Consider the following 15,794-nt stretch of genomic DNA (forward strand, 5'->3'; position numbering starts at 1 on the left):
TGATAGCAGAGCATGATTCATTTTTATGTTGAACTTTTTACTATTGATAGCAGAGTATGATTCATTTTTTATTGTTGTAACTCACCTATTTCTACATCAAGTACTTGTTCTTTACCTTGCCTTAATATAGTGATTTTTGTATTGTTTCTAGGTTTAATTTTAGCTATTTTATCCATTGTTACAATTAGGTTGATAGCATCTTCATCGCCTATTTTTAAAATAATATCATTTTTCTGCATACCTGATTTTTGAGCTGGACCACCTTCGGTTATTTTTTTAACTATAATACTATTTTTAGCTTCCAGTCCCCATAAACGAGCCACTAAAGGATCTAAGTTTTCTGCTTCAATACCTAGTGAGCCTCGAATAACTCGTCCATCTTTTATAATACCTTTCATTACATGGGTAACTAAACGATAAGGAATAGCAAAACTGATACCATAGGTAACGTTGCTGGTGCCTGTGTAGAACTCTGAGGTGTTAATACCAACTAATTCGCCACGACTATTAATTAATGCGCCACCAGAGTTACCTTCATTAATAGCTGCGTCTGTCTGTATAAAATCTTGACGACCAGTGCTACTCATCCCACTTCGCCCCAATGCGCTGATCACTCCTTGAGTAATTGTTTGACCAAGGTTATAAGGGTTTCCTATTGCTAATACCAGATCTCCTATTTCAGGAGAGTAATCAGGGTTTTGTGGCATAACAGGGAGATCTTCACCATCAATTTGTAATACGGCTAGGTCAGTAATTATGTCACTGCCGATAATCGTAGCAGTAAATAAGCGTCCATCTTGTAAAGCAATCAGAATTTGATCTGCTTTAGAGATAACATGGTAGTTTGTTAGAATGTAGCCTTTAGCATCAAAAATAATACCTGACCCTAAGCCTGTAGGTTGTAGTTGTTGTTTATTCCCTACACTAGAATCAATATATTGCTGAGAGTAAATGTTAACAACGGAAGGCGCTGATTTTTTGACGGCTTCAGAGTAGCTAATAACCTCTGGTTGATAGCTGGTTTTATTACTTAAACTTTTAAATATAAGTGGACTATAAATAATTATTCCAGCAAGGAATAATCCACACAGAATAGGTTTAATTAAATAATTTGAATAGAGTTTCAGCTTCATATATTTTTATTTATACGTAATGAATACAAAAAAATTGAAGTTCAGTATATAGAAAACTAATGGCTGACGGAAAATTACTTTTTATTTAACCAACATAGCGCAAAAAAAACATCGCCCTAAGACGATGTTTTATAATGTAAAAAACAATAAATTATATAATTATTGTCATTTAAGTGAAGAGGGTAATGTTAAGAAATAACGTGTACAGAAGAGGTATTAGTTGTACCTGAATCTACTAATGCACCCGTTACCATTACTACTTTATCGCCCGCTACTACTAAGCCTTGTTCTTTTGCTATATCCATACCTAACTTGTAGAAGTCTTCCATTGAAGTTTGTTGTTCTACAACTTTAGCTGAAACACCTTTAGTTAACGCTAGTTGTTGGCGTGTTTTAGGGTTACTTGTTAATGCTAGGATAGGCATTGATGGGAAGTACTTACGAAGTGAGCGAGCTGATTTACCAGCACCTGTTGCAACGATAAGTAGCTTAGCACCTAATTGCTCTGCATTTTTTACTGCTCCGCTACATACTGCTTCTGTAATACGAAGATCTGTTTCTTTCTCATCCGTTACTGAGTGTAAAACACTGTCAGTACGCGCACAGATAGAAGCCATGATTTCAACTGCTTCTGCAGGGTATTTACCTTTAGCAGATTCACCTGAAAGCATTACTGCATCAGTACCATCGATGATAGCATTTGCAACATCGCCAGCCTCAGCACGAGTTGGACGAGGGTTTTTGATCATAGAATCAAGCATTTGCGTTGCTGTAATAACAGGCTTACGCGCTTTGTTTGCTTTTTCAATCATCATTTTCTGTGCAAAGATTACTTCTTCAACAGGAATTTCAACACCTAAGTCGCCACGAGCAACCATAATCGCGTCAGAAACCGCTAGGATTTCATCGAAGTTATCAACACCTTCTTGGTTTTCAATTTTAGAGATGATTTGAATCTTTTCGCCACCGTTTGCTTTTAATAGCTCACGAATTTCTAATACGTCTTCTTTCTTACGAATAAATGACGCTGCAATGAAGTCGACATCTTGTTCACAACCAAAGATTAAATCGCCTTTATCTTTCTTAGATAAAGCAGGTAGTTGAACTTTAACACCTGGTAAATTAACACCTTTGTTTTCGCCTAACTCACCCGTGTTCATTACAGTACAAACAACGTTTGTATCTGTGATGCTTTTAACTGTCATTTCGATTAGACCATCGTCTAATAATACAGTGTTACCAATCACTAAGTCTTTTGTTAGATTTTCGTAAGTTACTGCTACGATAGTGTTATCACCAACGATTGTTTGGTCAGTAGAAAGTGTGAATTCTTGACCTGCTGTTAATAATACATCGTTACCGTTCTCTAATTTAACAGTACGGATTTCTGGGCCTTTAGTATCTAGTAGTACCGCAACATTTTTGCCTGTTTCTTCACATACTTCGCGGATACGCGTGATACGAGTTCCATGTTCAACGAAGTCACCATGTGAAAAGTTAAGACGCATTACATTCATGCCGTTCTCAACTAGTTTTGCTAACATTTCTTTAGATTCTGATTTTGGGCCTATCGTACATACTATTTTAGTTTTTCTCACCGTCTTTTCTCCAAGAGTGATTGTGCTTTTTTACTTACTTTTACTTACAAATTTTATTGTAACTTTGATTTTTATAATTTATGGCGTGCATTTTACAAGAAATTATCGAATAAAAAATTATTTATAATCAATAAAGGCTTATTAAACGTATATTTGTGTAAATTTATTACATTTTTATGTGATCTTAGTCGAGTATTATGTAAATGGGGCGGTTATTACGCATGATATTTAAGGCTCTCATGTTTTTAGCTTTCTTAAGTTCAGTCATAAGTTGTTGCTGATTTATAACTTTAGTACGGTTTACTGCAATAATGACATCCCCTTTAACGATGCCTAAACGATCTGCTTCCGAATTTTTTTCTACTTGAGCTACATTGACTCCAGGAATAAGCTGTCCTTTTTCTGCGTCTTTTAATATTGCACCTTCAAATATGATAGTAGGGGAGGGAGTTACTGTTGATGTTGTTGAGTCTTTACCACCTAAAGTAACGATAATTGTTTTTTCTTGATCGTCTTGCATAACATCTAAGGTAACTTTTTTCCCTGCGCTTAACGTACCTATTTTAGCGCGCAATGCAGCAAACGATTTTATATTCGTACCGTTAACGGAAGTGATCACATCTCCTGCTTTTAGCCCTGCTTTATCCGCTGCTGAATTTGGTGTTACTTGATAGATGAATGCGCCATGATTTATCTCTAACTCAAAACTTTTTGCTAACTCAGGTGTTACTTCTCCACCTTTTATACCTAATATTCCACGGCGAATTTCACCAAATTCTAATAATTGTTGTGATAAGTTTTTTACCATATTGGCTGGAATGGCAAAGGCAATTCCAATATTTCCACCATTAGGGCCTAAAATGGCAGTGTTAATACCGATCAGTTCACCTTTTAAGTTTAATAATGCGCCACCTGAATTTCCGCTGTTAATAGCAGCATCGGTTTGGATATAATTTTCTAAGTTTTGTAAGTTAAGTCCACTACGACCGAGTGCACTGACAATACCCGATGTCACAGTTTGTCCTAAACCAAATGGGTTGCCTATCGCAATGGTAAAGTCGCCAACCTGTAATTTATCTGAATCTGCGAATGTGATTTCGACTAAAGGATATTTATTTTTTATTTGCAGTAATGCAACATCACTTTGTGGATCTTGTCCAACTACTGTCGCTTCATATTGACGACCAGAGATAAGACTGATAATTATCTTATCTGCATGTTCAATCACATGATAGTTAGTAATGATGTAACCTTTGTCAGCATCAATTATCACACCTGAACCTAATCCTGAAAAAGGTTGAGACTTAGTTTGTACTGAGGAGTTAGGGGTTAAGAAATCTAATAAATTCTTTGGGTTTTGAGATGATATTTTACTACCTCCTGAAACTGAAATATCTACAACTGCTGGACTGACCTTTTTTATAAGGGGAGCAAGGCTAGGTAAATTATTTCCATCAATTGCAGTTGGTAACACTGCGCTAACATTAATACTGGTCAATATTAGAATTGAAAGCAGTAGGGTTTGTTTAAAACCACTCATTTTAACTCCTTATGCATTATTACAGAATTTATTCATTGTATTAATTTGTTATTCTTCATAAAAGTAAGCCTTTGTATAATAATGACTAAACTTTTTTAAAGTATTTATTTCTGCTGTTTTTCGCGAGATATGCCTCAAAAATTATTTAACATTTTAAATGTCTCTGTATAAAATACTTGTAAATATGTTATATAAAAGATTAATTTACTGATTTATTAAGACATTAATGTGACGCCACTTTCTTTATATCAAGCAGATTTATTAAAACCTACCTTTTTTGCTGACGACGCACAGTTGCAAGCAATTACTATGCTACAACGATTATATGATGAATTGTTAATAAATCAGACTAAAACTCCGCCAAAAAGTTCTCTATTTAAGCGTTTGTTTAATTCAGCGCCTAAATCTAAAAATACCATAAAAGGCCTTTATTTTTATGGTGGAGTTGGACGAGGAAAAACCTACCTTGTTGATCTATTCTTTCATAGCATCCAAGGTAAACGTAAAAAACGCCTGCATTTTCACCACTTCATGTTACAGGTACATAAACAATTAACCTTATTACAAGGACAGGTCGATCCATTAAAGGAAATAGCAAAACAATTTGCCAATGAAACTGACATTATTTGTTTCGATGAATTTTTTGTTGAAGACATAACAGATGCAATGATTTTAGCAGGCATGTTTGAAGCGTTATTTGCTGAAGGAGTTGTATTAGTCGCAACGTCTAATATCCATCCTGATCACCTTTATCGAAATGGTTTACAAAGAGCACGTTTTTTACCTGCGATTGATCTTATTAATCAACATTGTGAAATATTTAACTTAGATGGCGGTAAAGATTATCGTTTAGGTCGTTTAATTGACGCTGAAATTTACCATTACCCTCTTAATCAAGAAGCAACATTACAGATTAAAAATAGTTTTGAAACTTTTTCCTCTGGTGATAAAGAATACGATCAAACAATCACTATTAATGATCGTCCACTCAATATTATTGCTAAGAGTACTGACACACTTAGTATAGAATTCAGTGAATTGTGTGATGGACCGCGTAGCGTGCATGATTATATTGAATTAGCCATCCTATATCGCACTGTATTAGTGTCTAATATTCCACAAATGACTGAGCAACATAATGATTTAAGTAGGCGATTTATTGCAATGGTCGATGAATTTTACGACCGAAATGTTGTTCTAATTATGTCAGCTGAAGTCAGTGTACTGGAATTGTATAAAGGCACTCGTCTTGCCTTTGAGTTTCAACGTTGTGTTTCCCGTCTGCTAGAAATGCAAAGTAAAACTTACTTAAGTAAAGCTCATCATCTCGATATATAATTGTTATCTTCATCTTCTGTTATTTTGTTAACTAACATTACTGGAACACTCAATTACACTGATTGTTAACAACTATTAACAGGCTGTGAGAAACTTGTTCATAAAGTTGCAATAAACAGGTGATCTCTGGCTCAATTTTCTATATAATCTGGCCGCCCACGTTATCCACCTCCCCAGATAGTTATGGTGGATCTGTTTACGCTAGACGTATTCGAAGGGATACGGAAAGGCGAAAAATACATTTTTGATTGCAATTTATGTAATCATATTTTTTTAAATCATTAATTTGGGTATAACTTAATGAAAACTTTTGTTGCAAAACCAGCTGAAGTAAAACGCGACTGGTTCGTAGTTGACGCTGAAGGCAAAACACTAGGTCGTTTAGCTACTGAAATCGCTTTACGTTTACGTGGTAAACACAAAGCTGAATACACACCTCACGTAGATACTGGTGATTACATCATCGTTATCAATGCTGAGAAAGTTACTGTAACTGGTAACAAAGCTAAAGGTAAAATTTACTACCACCACACAGGTTTCATTGGTGGCATTAAAGCAATTAGCTTTGAAGACTTGATCGTACGTGCTCCTGAGCGTGTTATTGAAAAAGCTGTAAATGGTATGTTACCACGTGGACCTTTAGGTCGCGCAATGTACCGTAAATTGAAAGTTTATGCTGGTACTGAGCATCAACATTCTGCACAGCAACCACAAGTTTTAGACATCTAATAGGAATATAAAACAATGGCAAATCAATACTACGGCACAGGTCGTCGCAAAAGCTCTACAGCTCGTGTGTTTATGAAAGCAGGTAGTGGTCAAATCACTATCAACAAACGTAACTTAGATGAATACTTCGGTCGTGAAACTGCATGTATGGTTGTTCGTCAACCATTGGTGTTAGTAGACTCAGCTGAAAAATTCGACCTAAACATCACTGTTAAAGGTGGTGGTACAACTGGTCAATCTGGTGCAATCCGTTTAGGTATCACTCGTGCATTAATGCAGTTTGATGAGACACTACGTTCTGAATTACGTGGTGCAGGCTTCGTAACACGTGATGCTCGTAAAGTTGAACGTAAGAAAGTCGGTTTACATAAAGCACGTAAACGTCCACAGTTCTCTAAACGTTAATTTCGTTTTTACGAATTGTAAAAAAGCCCAGTTTTTACTGGGCTTTTTTTTACTTGTTTTTTAGTGAAGCGCGCTTTAAGGTTAATGAATTAATTATAATAGGAGAAGGTCATGCTAAATAAGACCATGGTTGAAAAGTTGAATGAACAAATTAATTTAGAGTTTTACTCTTCAAATTTGTATTTACAAATGAGTGCTTGGTGTGAAGACAAAGGCTATGAAGGCGCTGCGACTATGTTGCGCAAACATGCAACAGAAGAAATGGATCATATGAACCGTTTATTCACTTATGTTAGTGAAACCGGTGCATTACCTATTCTAGGTTCAATTGATGCTCCACCTGTTGACTTTAATTCATTAAAAGATGTATTTGAAGCAACTTATGAACATGAATGTTTAATTACTAAAGAAATTAATGAATTAACTCATGTTGCATTTACCACACATGATTATTCTACATTCAATTTTTTACAGTGGTATGTAGCAGAACAGCATGAAGAAGAGAAACTATTTAAAGGTATTCTAGATAAAATTTCTTTAGTTGGTGAAGATGGTAAAGCACTGTATTGGATTGATAAAGATCTTGCTGAAATTGCAAAATCTGGAACAACATCAATTATGGATTCAACAGTTTAAACCTACAATATTAATCGGTCTTTTTGACGTAAAGCAATTCTAATGAGAGCATGGTCAATTAAGCCATGCTTTTTTTGTATTTCCCCGTCAAAAGTAATGGTAATGGCTTGTAAATGAGGGATGATTTCTTTAAAATTCAGCCAGTTTTTATGTACATTCGTAATTCATGTTTCAACGGATTGATGTAAACCCCCCAGTTTTGTATTTTTTGAACTGCTTTTTTAGTAGCTCACAATGGAGATGGTTAAATGAGCAATGTGCCTGTTAATTCTGGTCGTCGCAAGTTTCTAACGCTAACAACGGGAGTTGTTGGTGCTGTAGGAGCTGCCGCAGTAGCAGTTCCTTTTGTGAAATCTTGGAGTCCAAGCGAAAAAGCTAAAGCTGCTGGTGCGCCAGTTAGCGTTGATATTAGCAAAATCCAACCAGGTCAATTAATTCGTGTCGAGTGGCGAGGTAAACCTGTATGGGTTGTATCACGAACACAAAAAGTAATTGAAGAACTAGCTACATTAGATAGCAAATTACGCGATCCTGAATCTAAAGAACCTCAACAACCAGGATATGCCACTAATGCAGGCCGTTCTTTAAAACCTGATTTATTCCTTGCTGTTGGTATCTGTACTCATCTAGGTTGTTCACCAACTTATTTACCAGATTCATTTAATGAGCAAGTTGAAGGCGTGGAATCTGGATTTTTCTGTCCATGTCATGGTTCTAAATTTGATATGGCTGGACGCGTATTTCAAAATGTACCGGCACCATTAAATTTAGTGATACCTCCTCATTATTATGTGGATGAAACAAATATCCTAATTGGCGTAGACAAAGGAGATGCCTAATGCTTAAAAAATTAGTGATGGGCGGCATCGATTGGATCGATACTCGTATCCCAATGACGGAAACGTGGAATAAACATCTTGCACAATATCCGACACCCGTTAACTTTAACTTTTGGTACTTTTTTGGTTCTTTAGCAATGTTAGTGCTAGTTAACCAATTATTAACGGGTATCTGGTTAACCATGCATTATAACCCATCTGCTGCAGGTGCATTTGCTTCTGTTGAGTACATCATGCGTGATGTTCCTTATGGTTGGTTATTGCGTTACATGCATTCTACTGGTGCTTCAGCATTCTTTGTTGTTGTTTACTTGCATATGTTCCGCGGCTTAATTTACGGTTCATACCAAAAGCCACGTGAGCTTATTTGGATCTTCGGTATGTTGATCTTCTTAGTGCTAATGGCTGAAGCATTCATGGGTTACTTGCTACCTTGGGGACAAATGTCTTTCTGGGGAGCCCAGGTAATTATTTCACTATTTGGTGCGATTCCTATTATCGGTGATGATTTAACACTATGGATACGTGGTGATTATGTTATCTCTGGTGCAACACTTAATCGTTTCTTTGCATTACATGTGGTGGCGTTGCCATTAGCATTGGTGGCATTGGTCTTTTTACATATTGTTGCTTTACACGAAGTGGGTTCTAATAATCCTGATGGTGTTGAGATTAAACGTAAAAAAGGTTCAGCTACAGAAGAAGAAAAAGGTAAATTTACTTTCCATAAACAATACAGTGGTAAGAAAGATATCGTCGATGCTATTCCTTTCCATCCGTACTTTACGGTGAAAGATATCATGGGTGTTTCGTTCTTCTTGATCTGTTTTTGTGCTGTTCTTTTCTTCATTCCAGAAGGTGGCGGTTACTTGCTTGAAGCGCCTAACTTTGAAGCAGCCAATGGCTTGAAAACACCCGATCACATTGCACCAGTTTGGTATTACACGCCTTACTATGCGATTTTACGTGCGATCCCTGACAAACTAATTGGTGTTGTCTTCTTTGGTGGTTCTATTGCAATTCTGTTCTTATTGCCATGGTTAGATCGTTGTAAAGTAAAATCAATACGTTACCGTAGCTGGAAACATAAGCTAAATATTACACAATTCATTATCTGTTTCATTGTGTTGGGTGTGTTAGGTACTTTAGTTGCAACGCCTTTATATACATTGATTGCTCAAATTGCATCTGTCGGATATTTCGGCTTCTTTATTGCACTGTTTATTTACAGTAAAAATGAAAAAACTAAGCCACTACCAACGAGGTTGAAACACTAATGAAAAAATTATTGATAGCCTTAGTGGCACTTTTACCTAGTTTAGCATTTGCCAGTGGTGCAGCAGTTCATTTAGATAAAGCTAATTATGATTTGTCGGATAAAGCGTCATTACAAAATGGTGCAAAATTATTCATGAACTATTGTTCAGCTTGTCATTCTACAGCACATCAACGTTACCAACGTGTGGCAACTGATTTAGGCATACCAGATCAGTTAATGAAAGATAATCTGATTTTTACAGATAGTAAAATTGGTGAGCTAATGATTAACAGCATGGAGAAAAAAGATGCTGCTAAATGGTTTGGTAACCCACCATTAGATTTGACATTAGAAGCACGTCTACGTGGCCCTGACTGGATATATACATACTTACGCTCTTTCTACAAAGACCCTGGTCGCCCATTTGGTGTGAATAATGTTGTCTTTAAAGATGTAGGTATGCCACATGTCTTAGAAGAGTTACAAGGTATCCCAACTGCTATTACAGAAATTCATGTTGATGACCAAGGTGTTGAACATCTTACGGTTATCGGACTTGAAAGTAGTGGCACCGGTGAGATGTCATCCGATGAGTATGACGAAGCGGTACTAGATCTGGTAAACTTCCTAGTCTATTCAGGAGAGCCGAACAAACTTGAACGTCAAAGCTTAGGTTTTTGGGTAATCGGTTTCTTAATAATCTTATTTATACTGAGTTACTTATTGAAGAAAGAGTACTGGCGCGATATTCACTAAGCACTAATATTATTTCTATCATTTTTTCGGCAATGGCGTCACTGTGACATCATTGCCGTTTGTGTTTTTTAAGCACACATTTTTAACTACTAGGGGTATTCCATGGCTGTAGCTGCAAATAAACGTTCAGTAATGACGTTGTTCTCAGGACCATCTGATTTATATAGTCACCAAACACGTATCGTGTTGGCTGAAAAAGGCGTTAATGTCGACATCACGACTGTTGATGAAGAGAACCCATCTGAGGAGTTAGCTGAATTAACACCAAATAGTGATGTTCCTACATTAGTTGATCGTGAGTTAGTGTTATATAACTCACGCATTATTATGGAATATTTAGATGAGCGTTTTCCTCATCCGCCACTAATGCCTGTATACCCAGTTGAACGTGCTAAAAGCCGTTTATTAATGCAACGTATTGAAAGCGAATGGTACCCATTGGTTGCTATCGTTATGTCTAATGATGTTGCTAAAGCTGAAGCTGCTCGTATTAAATTACGTGCTAAAATTCTTGAAGTTGCACCAGTATTTGATCACTTCTCTTACTTTATGTCTGAAGAGTTTACGATTGTTGATTGTTACATGGCTCCGTTATTATGGCGTCTACCAGAATTAAAAATCGACTTAGGTTACGATAATGTAACAGGTCTAAAAAGCTACATGGTTAAAGTATTTGAACGTGAATCATTCCAAGCTTCAATGACTGAAACTGAGCGTGAAATCCGTATCGGCGGTTAATTCTTCAAATTGGTAGGTAGTTAAAATGTCGGAAATGTTAGTACAACGTCCTTATCTAATGCGCGCTTTCTACAACTGGATAGTTGATAGTGAATGCACGCCTCATGTAATTGTTGATGCAACAAAACCACATGTCGATGTACCACAACAATTTGTTGAAAATGGCAAGATAGTATTAAATATTGCGCCTAGTTCAGTAATTGCTTTTTCTTTAGATGACGAAGCATTATCTTTTAATGCTCGATTCTCTGGTCAACCAATGCAAGTGTACGTTCCTTTATATGCTATTGAAGGAATTTATGCGCGTGAAAATGGTGCAGGTACTATCTTCCCTGAAGAGCCTGCTTATGAAAAGTTTGATATGCCTTTACAGTCTGTCGAAGATAATAAAGAAGCAAAACCAAGCAATAAAGGTTCAGGTAAGAAGCCGACATTAACGGTAGTAAAATAACTGATTAGATTAATAACATGTTTAACTGTTATTAATCTTTAATTAAAAACCGAGTTTTACTCGGTTTTTTTGTTTTTATACCTTATACCAATGGAATTAAATAAGTGATTAGAAATTGCGCAGGAAAAATTAACACTAATAAGGCGTGAGTTGTAGAAGATAGTTGTTCTCACTTCAAAACTCAGAACGCAGTTAGAGGTGATTTTAACCAGCAAGAGTGATCACCTTATTAATTCTTTTGGTATTAGTTAAATGATTCGTGTTGTTTGATGTGAATAAGCGTTGATAACAGCAATATATTGAATCACTTTCTCATTAATTATCGCTGTTTTTATTTATCCTGTTCAATTACCCCTGCGAACTATTCTTTTGAGCTAATCCTCTCAAGTACATAAAGTTAAAAAGCGATATGCAACTTATTTGAAAAGGCGCCATGTCTATTTATGTATTTTAAATAAGGGGCTATTTCGTCAGCTCTATTCAGCATTAAATCTAAATCTTTAATTATACCAATCACACTAATTAAGTTATCTATTTTACTTGTTAAAATAACTTATTTCTTCGTTGTAAATTTCGTAAAGGGAACAACCATTTAGCTCAATTTTCGCCTTGAACTAACTCATTTTTCCTGCGCAAAATTTAGATCACATTATTTAATGTAATCGGTATTATACCAATCACAATAAATAGCTTATCTATTTTATTGGTTAAAACACTCCACTTCGTCGTTGTAAATTTCGTAAAGGGAAAAACATTAAAGAATTAACCTCTTTTGGTTAATTCTCCGATAGGCGATTAACGGAGTTAATCTTGGAAAGGCTCAATTTACGCCTTGAATTGAACTGTTTTTCCAGCGCAAAATTTAGATGACATATTTAATGTAATCGGTATAACTAAAAAATTGAACGCAATAAAAAAGGCCATTACATTCAATGTAATGGCCTTATAAATTTAATTGCTTATTATGACCTTATATTCAGTTAAGAAGCTATTTCAACTAATGGTGTTTCTGCAAAATGTTTCTTACAAAAAGCAACACGTTCTTCTACCGTCATTTGGTCTGCATTGGTTAAACTTTCAATGAGCTTTAAACGCGGCAGAATACCTGTCCCGTTAGCAATTTGAATCGCCAATCCTGGACGAGCATTGAGTTCTAATAACATAGGGCCTAAATCACGGTCGAGTACCATATCGGTACCAAGGTAACCCATACCTGACATTTCATAACAGCTTGCGGCTAGGTAGATTAAACGCTCCCATTTTGGCACGTTAAGCAGTTTTAGCTCTTTATCTGTATCAGGGTGGCGTTCAACAGGTAAATCAAACTGAACCGCATTAACAGCCTTTCCTGTCGCTATATCAATACCTACTCCAACAGCTCCTTGATGTAAATTAGCTTTGCCATCGGAAGCGGCGGTTGATAAACGCATCATTGCCATCACAGGGAAACCTTTAAATACGATCACTCGTACATCAGGCACACCTTCAAAGCTGAAACCATCAAAGGCACTATCAAATTGAATCAAACCTTCTACCACTGCGACATCAGCACTACCTCCAAGACTAAATAGCCCTGCTAAAATATCAGTCACATGACGTTTTATTTCAGCTAAAGTTTCTTCATTGCCATTGGGTTTGTAGTAGCGACCGTTTTTGATTTTAGTAATGACTAAAATACCTTTACCGCCACTGCCTTTAGCTGGCTTGATAACAAAGCCTGCTGTATCTGTTATAAACTGCTCTACGCCTTCAACTTCAGCCTGCATCGAAATAACACCAAGCAGGGCAGGAGTGGTCACATTTGCTTCACGTGCAATGATTTTAGTTTTTAGTTTATTATCCACTAAAGGATATAAGCGGCGGGGATTGTAACGACCAATATAACCACTGTTACGTTGGTTCATCCCCATAATGCCTTTCTTTTTTAACTTAAAAGGACTAGAAAAGAACATGATTATTCCTTGTCTGCTAAAGGTTTGAAACGACGCAATTCTAACAAGCGGTAACCTGTGTAACTACCTAATACCAATACAAAAGACATAACTACAAACTGCAAACCAATGAAGTTAAACATTAAGTGACGAGCGACTTCGTTACTCATTACAAAGTAAGCGAGTACCGCAACAACTAAACTACCACCGCCTTGTGTAAATACTTCTTTTGGACCCTCTTCTTCCCACAGAACAGACATACGTTCAATCGTCCAAGATAAGATGATCATTGGGAAGAACGTCACTTTTAAGCCTTCCGTTAAGCCTAATTTGTAAGATAGGACACCAAATAGTGCGATCAATAAAATAACCATAATGATCACGGTCGATATTCGGGAGACCAGGAGCAAGTTAAGATGCGATAAGTATGATCGAATAAACAAGCCGACCGCGACAAGTAAAATGAAGCCAACTAGTCCAGTAACCAAGCTCGTTTGTATAAAGGCCATTGCTATTAACACCGGCATGAAAGTACCTGATGTTTTTAATCCGATTAATACTCGCATGATCACAACAATCAATACGCCCAGCGGGATCATTAAAATACCTTTAAATAAAGATTGATCTTCAACAGGCAAGCTATGAATTGAGAAGTTAAATAGATGTTCATTATCAGTTTTTTGCAAGATAGCCGCGAGTGCAGGCTGATCTTGTTGGATCATCGAAAAGCTTACTTTTGAGTTAACACCACCAGTTAATTCTAATAAGGCTTTTCCACTTTGGTCCCATAATAATAGATCACTACGATCCACTTCTTTTACTGATGAAGCATCAAATAAACGAGACTCAATTTTACCATCTTTCTCTTGAAAAACTTCAATTAACGGTTGCAAGTGCTGGCGACGACGGCCATCTTCCAATGTTAATGCACCAATTCTTTTTGTTGGGATTTTAGCTTCATTTAAAAGCGTAATGAGGATGTCAGTCTTTGATGCTTTACCCGCTAAGACTAAACTAACATTTTGATTAGGATCGCTTGCATTAAGTTGTTTTAGTACTTCCCGCGTGAAGCTAAATGCATCAGCACTGGTTTTTAAAGCATCCTTGATAATATCTGAACCGGCAGCTAAATCAGCAGCGACACCTGCTGCTCCGTATTCAACTTCATGTAGCTCAGGCATTTCGGTAATCGATTGATCAGTACTTCCATTATCAACCAATAATTGAATATTATAATAAAGGGTTTGAGGACCATTTATTTTGCGAATAGTCCACTGTGCTTGCGGGTTATTATTTTCATATAAGAAAGATAAACCATAACCTGGCGATGCTGCATTTTGACTTATTTGTGTATAACCTGCTTGGCTATTTGGTGTCGTTAATGAAGCTAGTACAGGCTTTCCTGTTGCTTCAAACTCAACTTTAGCATCGATGTTCCATACAGAACGAGTTTCACCTGGCATCCATGGAATATCAAATGCTAAATGACGTTGTACTGTCTGAAATATCCCCAGTAAAAATAACCCGGCGACTAAAGTAAAAAAGAAAATGCGCGCATTCATAAATGTGTCCTATTTTGTATCTTGTGGTTGATATTTTGGGTAAATATAATCTTTACTCACATCGACAACAATGACATCTTGCATAAAACTACGACCAATTAAAACGGCATATTCCATGTGCTGACGATCGGTTAAGGTAAATTCTGAACGATGTGCAACACCGCCAATTCTTACATGTAATTCAACAACAGGGCGTCTATCGTATTCACCTGGTTCGCTTGACTGTAATATTCTTACATAGCGAAGAACACGTGCTTCAATGATTTGTTCTTTTGCATCTGCATTATGTGAAATATTGAATTTAACCCAATTTTTTCCATCACGTTCAAATTCTTGAATATCTAATGCATTGATAGAAGAAGTTGCAGCACCTGTATCGATACGAGCTTTAAAGTTTTCTTTTGCTTTAGTGACATAAATCCATTCAGTTTGACCTAAAATACTTTTATCTGAAGTCGTTTTCTTGGTGTTTGTTTTAGTAACAACATTACTACTTCTTCTTGTTGATTTTACTGCAGTTGCTTTCTGTTTTAATTTTTCATCAAGATCCAGTTTCTCTTGTTGTACTTTTTCTAAATCTGTTTTATTTTTTTCTAATGCTTTTTGTTTTTCTTCTATATCTGCTTTGGATTCTGTTAAAGCAGTTTCTAAATCTGCAATTTTATTTGCTTGTTCTTGAAGCGTTGTTTGTACTTTTTGCGCTTCTTCGTCTGTTGAAATAGAAATACATCCAACGGTCAGAAATAAGGTTGAAAGTGTAATAATGGCCGTTCTCTTAAAAAGCATGAAGGTTCCTTTGATAGACGTTAAAAATTAAAAAATATGGTATCAGTTTGCATTATAAATAGCAGTGATAAATTATGATCATGATTGTTTGTTT

General features: G+C 36.2%; 15 protein-coding genes. 9 read left to right on the forward strand and 6 right to left on the reverse strand.

Annotated features, from left to right (window positions below):
- Positions 1-68 precede the first annotated feature (68 nt).
- The 3 genes from degS to V6255_RS06315 form a co-directional block, all read right to left on the reverse strand.
- Positions 69-1,133 (reverse strand): outer membrane-stress sensor serine endopeptidase DegS, encoded by a 1,065-nt coding sequence (gene degS / locus V6255_RS06305; RefSeq protein WP_341627394.1) that lies wholly within the window; start codon positions 1,131-1,133, stop codon positions 69-71.
- Between the two features lie 188 nt (positions 1,134-1,321).
- Entirely contained in the window at positions 1,322-2,731 is a 1,410-nt protein-coding gene (gene pykF, locus V6255_RS06310; RefSeq protein ID WP_341627395.1) for a pyruvate kinase PykF, read from the reverse strand.
- Positions 2,732-2,915: 184 nt separating this feature from the next.
- Positions 2,916-4,271 carry a Do family serine endopeptidase gene (locus V6255_RS06315; RefSeq protein ID WP_341627396.1) on the reverse strand — a complete coding sequence of 452 codons (1,356 nt, stop codon included), beginning with the start codon at positions 4,269-4,271 and terminating at the stop codon, positions 2,916-2,918.
- A 228-nt stretch (positions 4,272-4,499) separates the two neighbouring features.
- Between V6255_RS06315 and zapE the strand changes: the two genes are divergently transcribed.
- The 9 genes from zapE (at position 4,500) to V6255_RS06360 (ending at position 11,421) form a co-directional block, all read left to right on the forward strand.
- Complete coding sequence (gene zapE / locus V6255_RS06320) at positions 4,500-5,609, forward strand: cell division protein ZapE (RefSeq protein WP_341627397.1); 1,110 nt, start codon at positions 4,500-4,502, stop codon at positions 5,607-5,609.
- A gap of 300 nt (positions 5,610-5,909) precedes the next feature.
- Complete coding sequence (rplM, locus tag V6255_RS06325) at positions 5,910-6,338, forward strand: 50S ribosomal protein L13 (RefSeq protein WP_025565146.1); 429 nt, start codon at positions 5,910-5,912, stop codon at positions 6,336-6,338.
- 15 nt (positions 6,339-6,353) lie between these two features.
- The gene (rpsI, locus tag V6255_RS06330) at positions 6,354-6,743 is read left to right on the forward strand and encodes a 30S ribosomal protein S9 (RefSeq protein WP_025565144.1); all 390 of its coding nucleotides are present in this window, start codon (positions 6,354-6,356) and stop codon (positions 6,741-6,743) included.
- Between the two features lie 111 nt (positions 6,744-6,854).
- Complete coding sequence (ftnA, locus tag V6255_RS06335; protein ID WP_341627398.1) at positions 6,855-7,379, forward strand: non-heme ferritin; 525 nt, start codon at positions 6,855-6,857, stop codon at positions 7,377-7,379.
- Positions 7,380-7,627: 248 nt separating this feature from the next.
- A complete protein-coding gene (gene petA, locus V6255_RS06340; RefSeq protein WP_341627399.1) occupies positions 7,628-8,218 on the forward strand; it encodes a ubiquinol-cytochrome c reductase iron-sulfur subunit in 591 nt (196 codons plus the stop codon).
- Positions 8,218-9,495: a cytochrome b gene (locus V6255_RS06345; protein WP_201288002.1), complete on the forward strand. Its 1,278-nt coding sequence runs from the start codon at positions 8,218-8,220 to the stop codon at positions 9,493-9,495. Before petA ends, V6255_RS06345 begins: the two co-directional genes overlap by 1 nt.
- Positions 9,495-10,232: a cytochrome c1 gene (locus V6255_RS06350; protein WP_341627400.1), complete on the forward strand. Its 738-nt coding sequence runs from the start codon at positions 9,495-9,497 to the stop codon at positions 10,230-10,232. Before V6255_RS06345 ends, V6255_RS06350 begins: the two co-directional genes overlap by 1 nt.
- Positions 10,233-10,334: 102 nt before the next feature.
- Positions 10,335-10,970, forward strand: coding sequence for a stringent starvation protein SspA (sspA, locus tag V6255_RS06355; RefSeq protein WP_025565139.1), 636 nt, complete (start codon positions 10,335-10,337; stop codon positions 10,968-10,970).
- Positions 10,971-11,004: 34 nt separating this feature from the next.
- Positions 11,005-11,421 carry a ClpXP protease specificity-enhancing factor gene (locus V6255_RS06360; RefSeq protein ID WP_025565138.1) on the forward strand — a complete coding sequence of 139 codons (417 nt, stop codon included), beginning with the start codon at positions 11,005-11,007 and terminating at the stop codon, positions 11,419-11,421.
- A gap of 980 nt (positions 11,422-12,401) precedes the next feature.
- Here V6255_RS06360 and V6255_RS06365 read toward each other — a convergent pair.
- From V6255_RS06365 to V6255_RS06375, 3 genes are read right to left on the reverse strand one after another with little or no spacing between them, the layout of a single operon-like run.
- Positions 12,402-13,373 (reverse strand): alpha-L-glutamate ligase-like protein, encoded by a 972-nt coding sequence (locus V6255_RS06365; RefSeq protein ID WP_137297961.1) that lies wholly within the window; start codon positions 13,371-13,373, stop codon positions 12,402-12,404.
- A gap of 2 nt (positions 13,374-13,375) precedes the next feature.
- Complete coding sequence (locus tag V6255_RS06370) at positions 13,376-14,914, reverse strand: inactive transglutaminase family protein (protein ID WP_341627401.1); 1,539 nt, start codon at positions 14,912-14,914, stop codon at positions 13,376-13,378.
- 9 nt (positions 14,915-14,923) lie between these two features.
- On the reverse strand, positions 14,924-15,700 hold the full coding sequence (locus V6255_RS06375) for a RimK/LysX family protein (RefSeq protein ID WP_341627402.1): 777 nt from the start codon (positions 15,698-15,700) through the stop codon (positions 14,924-14,926).
- Between the last annotated feature and the right edge of the window lie 94 nt (positions 15,701-15,794).

Source organism: Psychromonas arctica, from assembly GCF_038155225.1.
Taxonomy (GTDB): domain Bacteria; phylum Pseudomonadota; class Gammaproteobacteria; order Enterobacterales; family Psychromonadaceae; genus Psychromonas; species Psychromonas arctica_B.

What these genes read in the sequence shown, in the direction of transcription:
- degS (WP_341627394.1), bottom strand. Translation starts at nt 1,133, where the DNA reads ATGAAGCTGAAACTCTATTCAAATTATTTAATTAAACCTATTCTGTGT.
- V6255_RS06315 (WP_341627396.1), bottom strand. Translation starts at nt 4,271, where the DNA reads ATGAGTGGTTTTAAACAAACCCTACTGCTTTCAATTCTAATATTGACC.
- rplM (WP_025565146.1), top strand. Translation starts at nt 5,910, where the DNA reads ATGAAAACTTTTGTTGCAAAACCAGCTGAAGTAAAACGCGACTGGTTC.
- rpsI (WP_025565144.1), top strand. Translation starts at nt 6,354, where the DNA reads ATGGCAAATCAATACTACGGCACAGGTCGTCGCAAAAGCTCTACAGCT.
- ftnA (WP_341627398.1), top strand. Translation starts at nt 6,855, where the DNA reads ATGCTAAATAAGACCATGGTTGAAAAGTTGAATGAACAAATTAATTTA.
- petA (WP_341627399.1), top strand. Translation starts at nt 7,628, where the DNA reads ATGAGCAATGTGCCTGTTAATTCTGGTCGTCGCAAGTTTCTAACGCTA.
- V6255_RS06345 (WP_201288002.1), top strand. Translation starts at nt 8,218, where the DNA reads ATGCTTAAAAAATTAGTGATGGGCGGCATCGATTGGATCGATACTCGT.
- V6255_RS06350 (WP_341627400.1), top strand. Translation starts at nt 9,495, where the DNA reads ATGAAAAAATTATTGATAGCCTTAGTGGCACTTTTACCTAGTTTAGCA.
- sspA (WP_025565139.1), top strand. Translation starts at nt 10,335, where the DNA reads ATGGCTGTAGCTGCAAATAAACGTTCAGTAATGACGTTGTTCTCAGGA.
- V6255_RS06360 (WP_025565138.1), top strand. Translation starts at nt 11,005, where the DNA reads ATGTTAGTACAACGTCCTTATCTAATGCGCGCTTTCTACAACTGGATA.
- V6255_RS06365 (WP_137297961.1), bottom strand. Translation starts at nt 13,373, where the DNA reads ATGTTCTTTTCTAGTCCTTTTAAGTTAAAAAAGAAAGGCATTATGGGG.
- V6255_RS06370 (WP_341627401.1), bottom strand. Translation starts at nt 14,914, where the DNA reads ATGAATGCGCGCATTTTCTTTTTTACTTTAGTCGCCGGGTTATTTTTA.
- V6255_RS06375 (WP_341627402.1), bottom strand. Translation starts at nt 15,700, where the DNA reads ATGCTTTTTAAGAGAACGGCCATTATTACACTTTCAACCTTATTTCTG.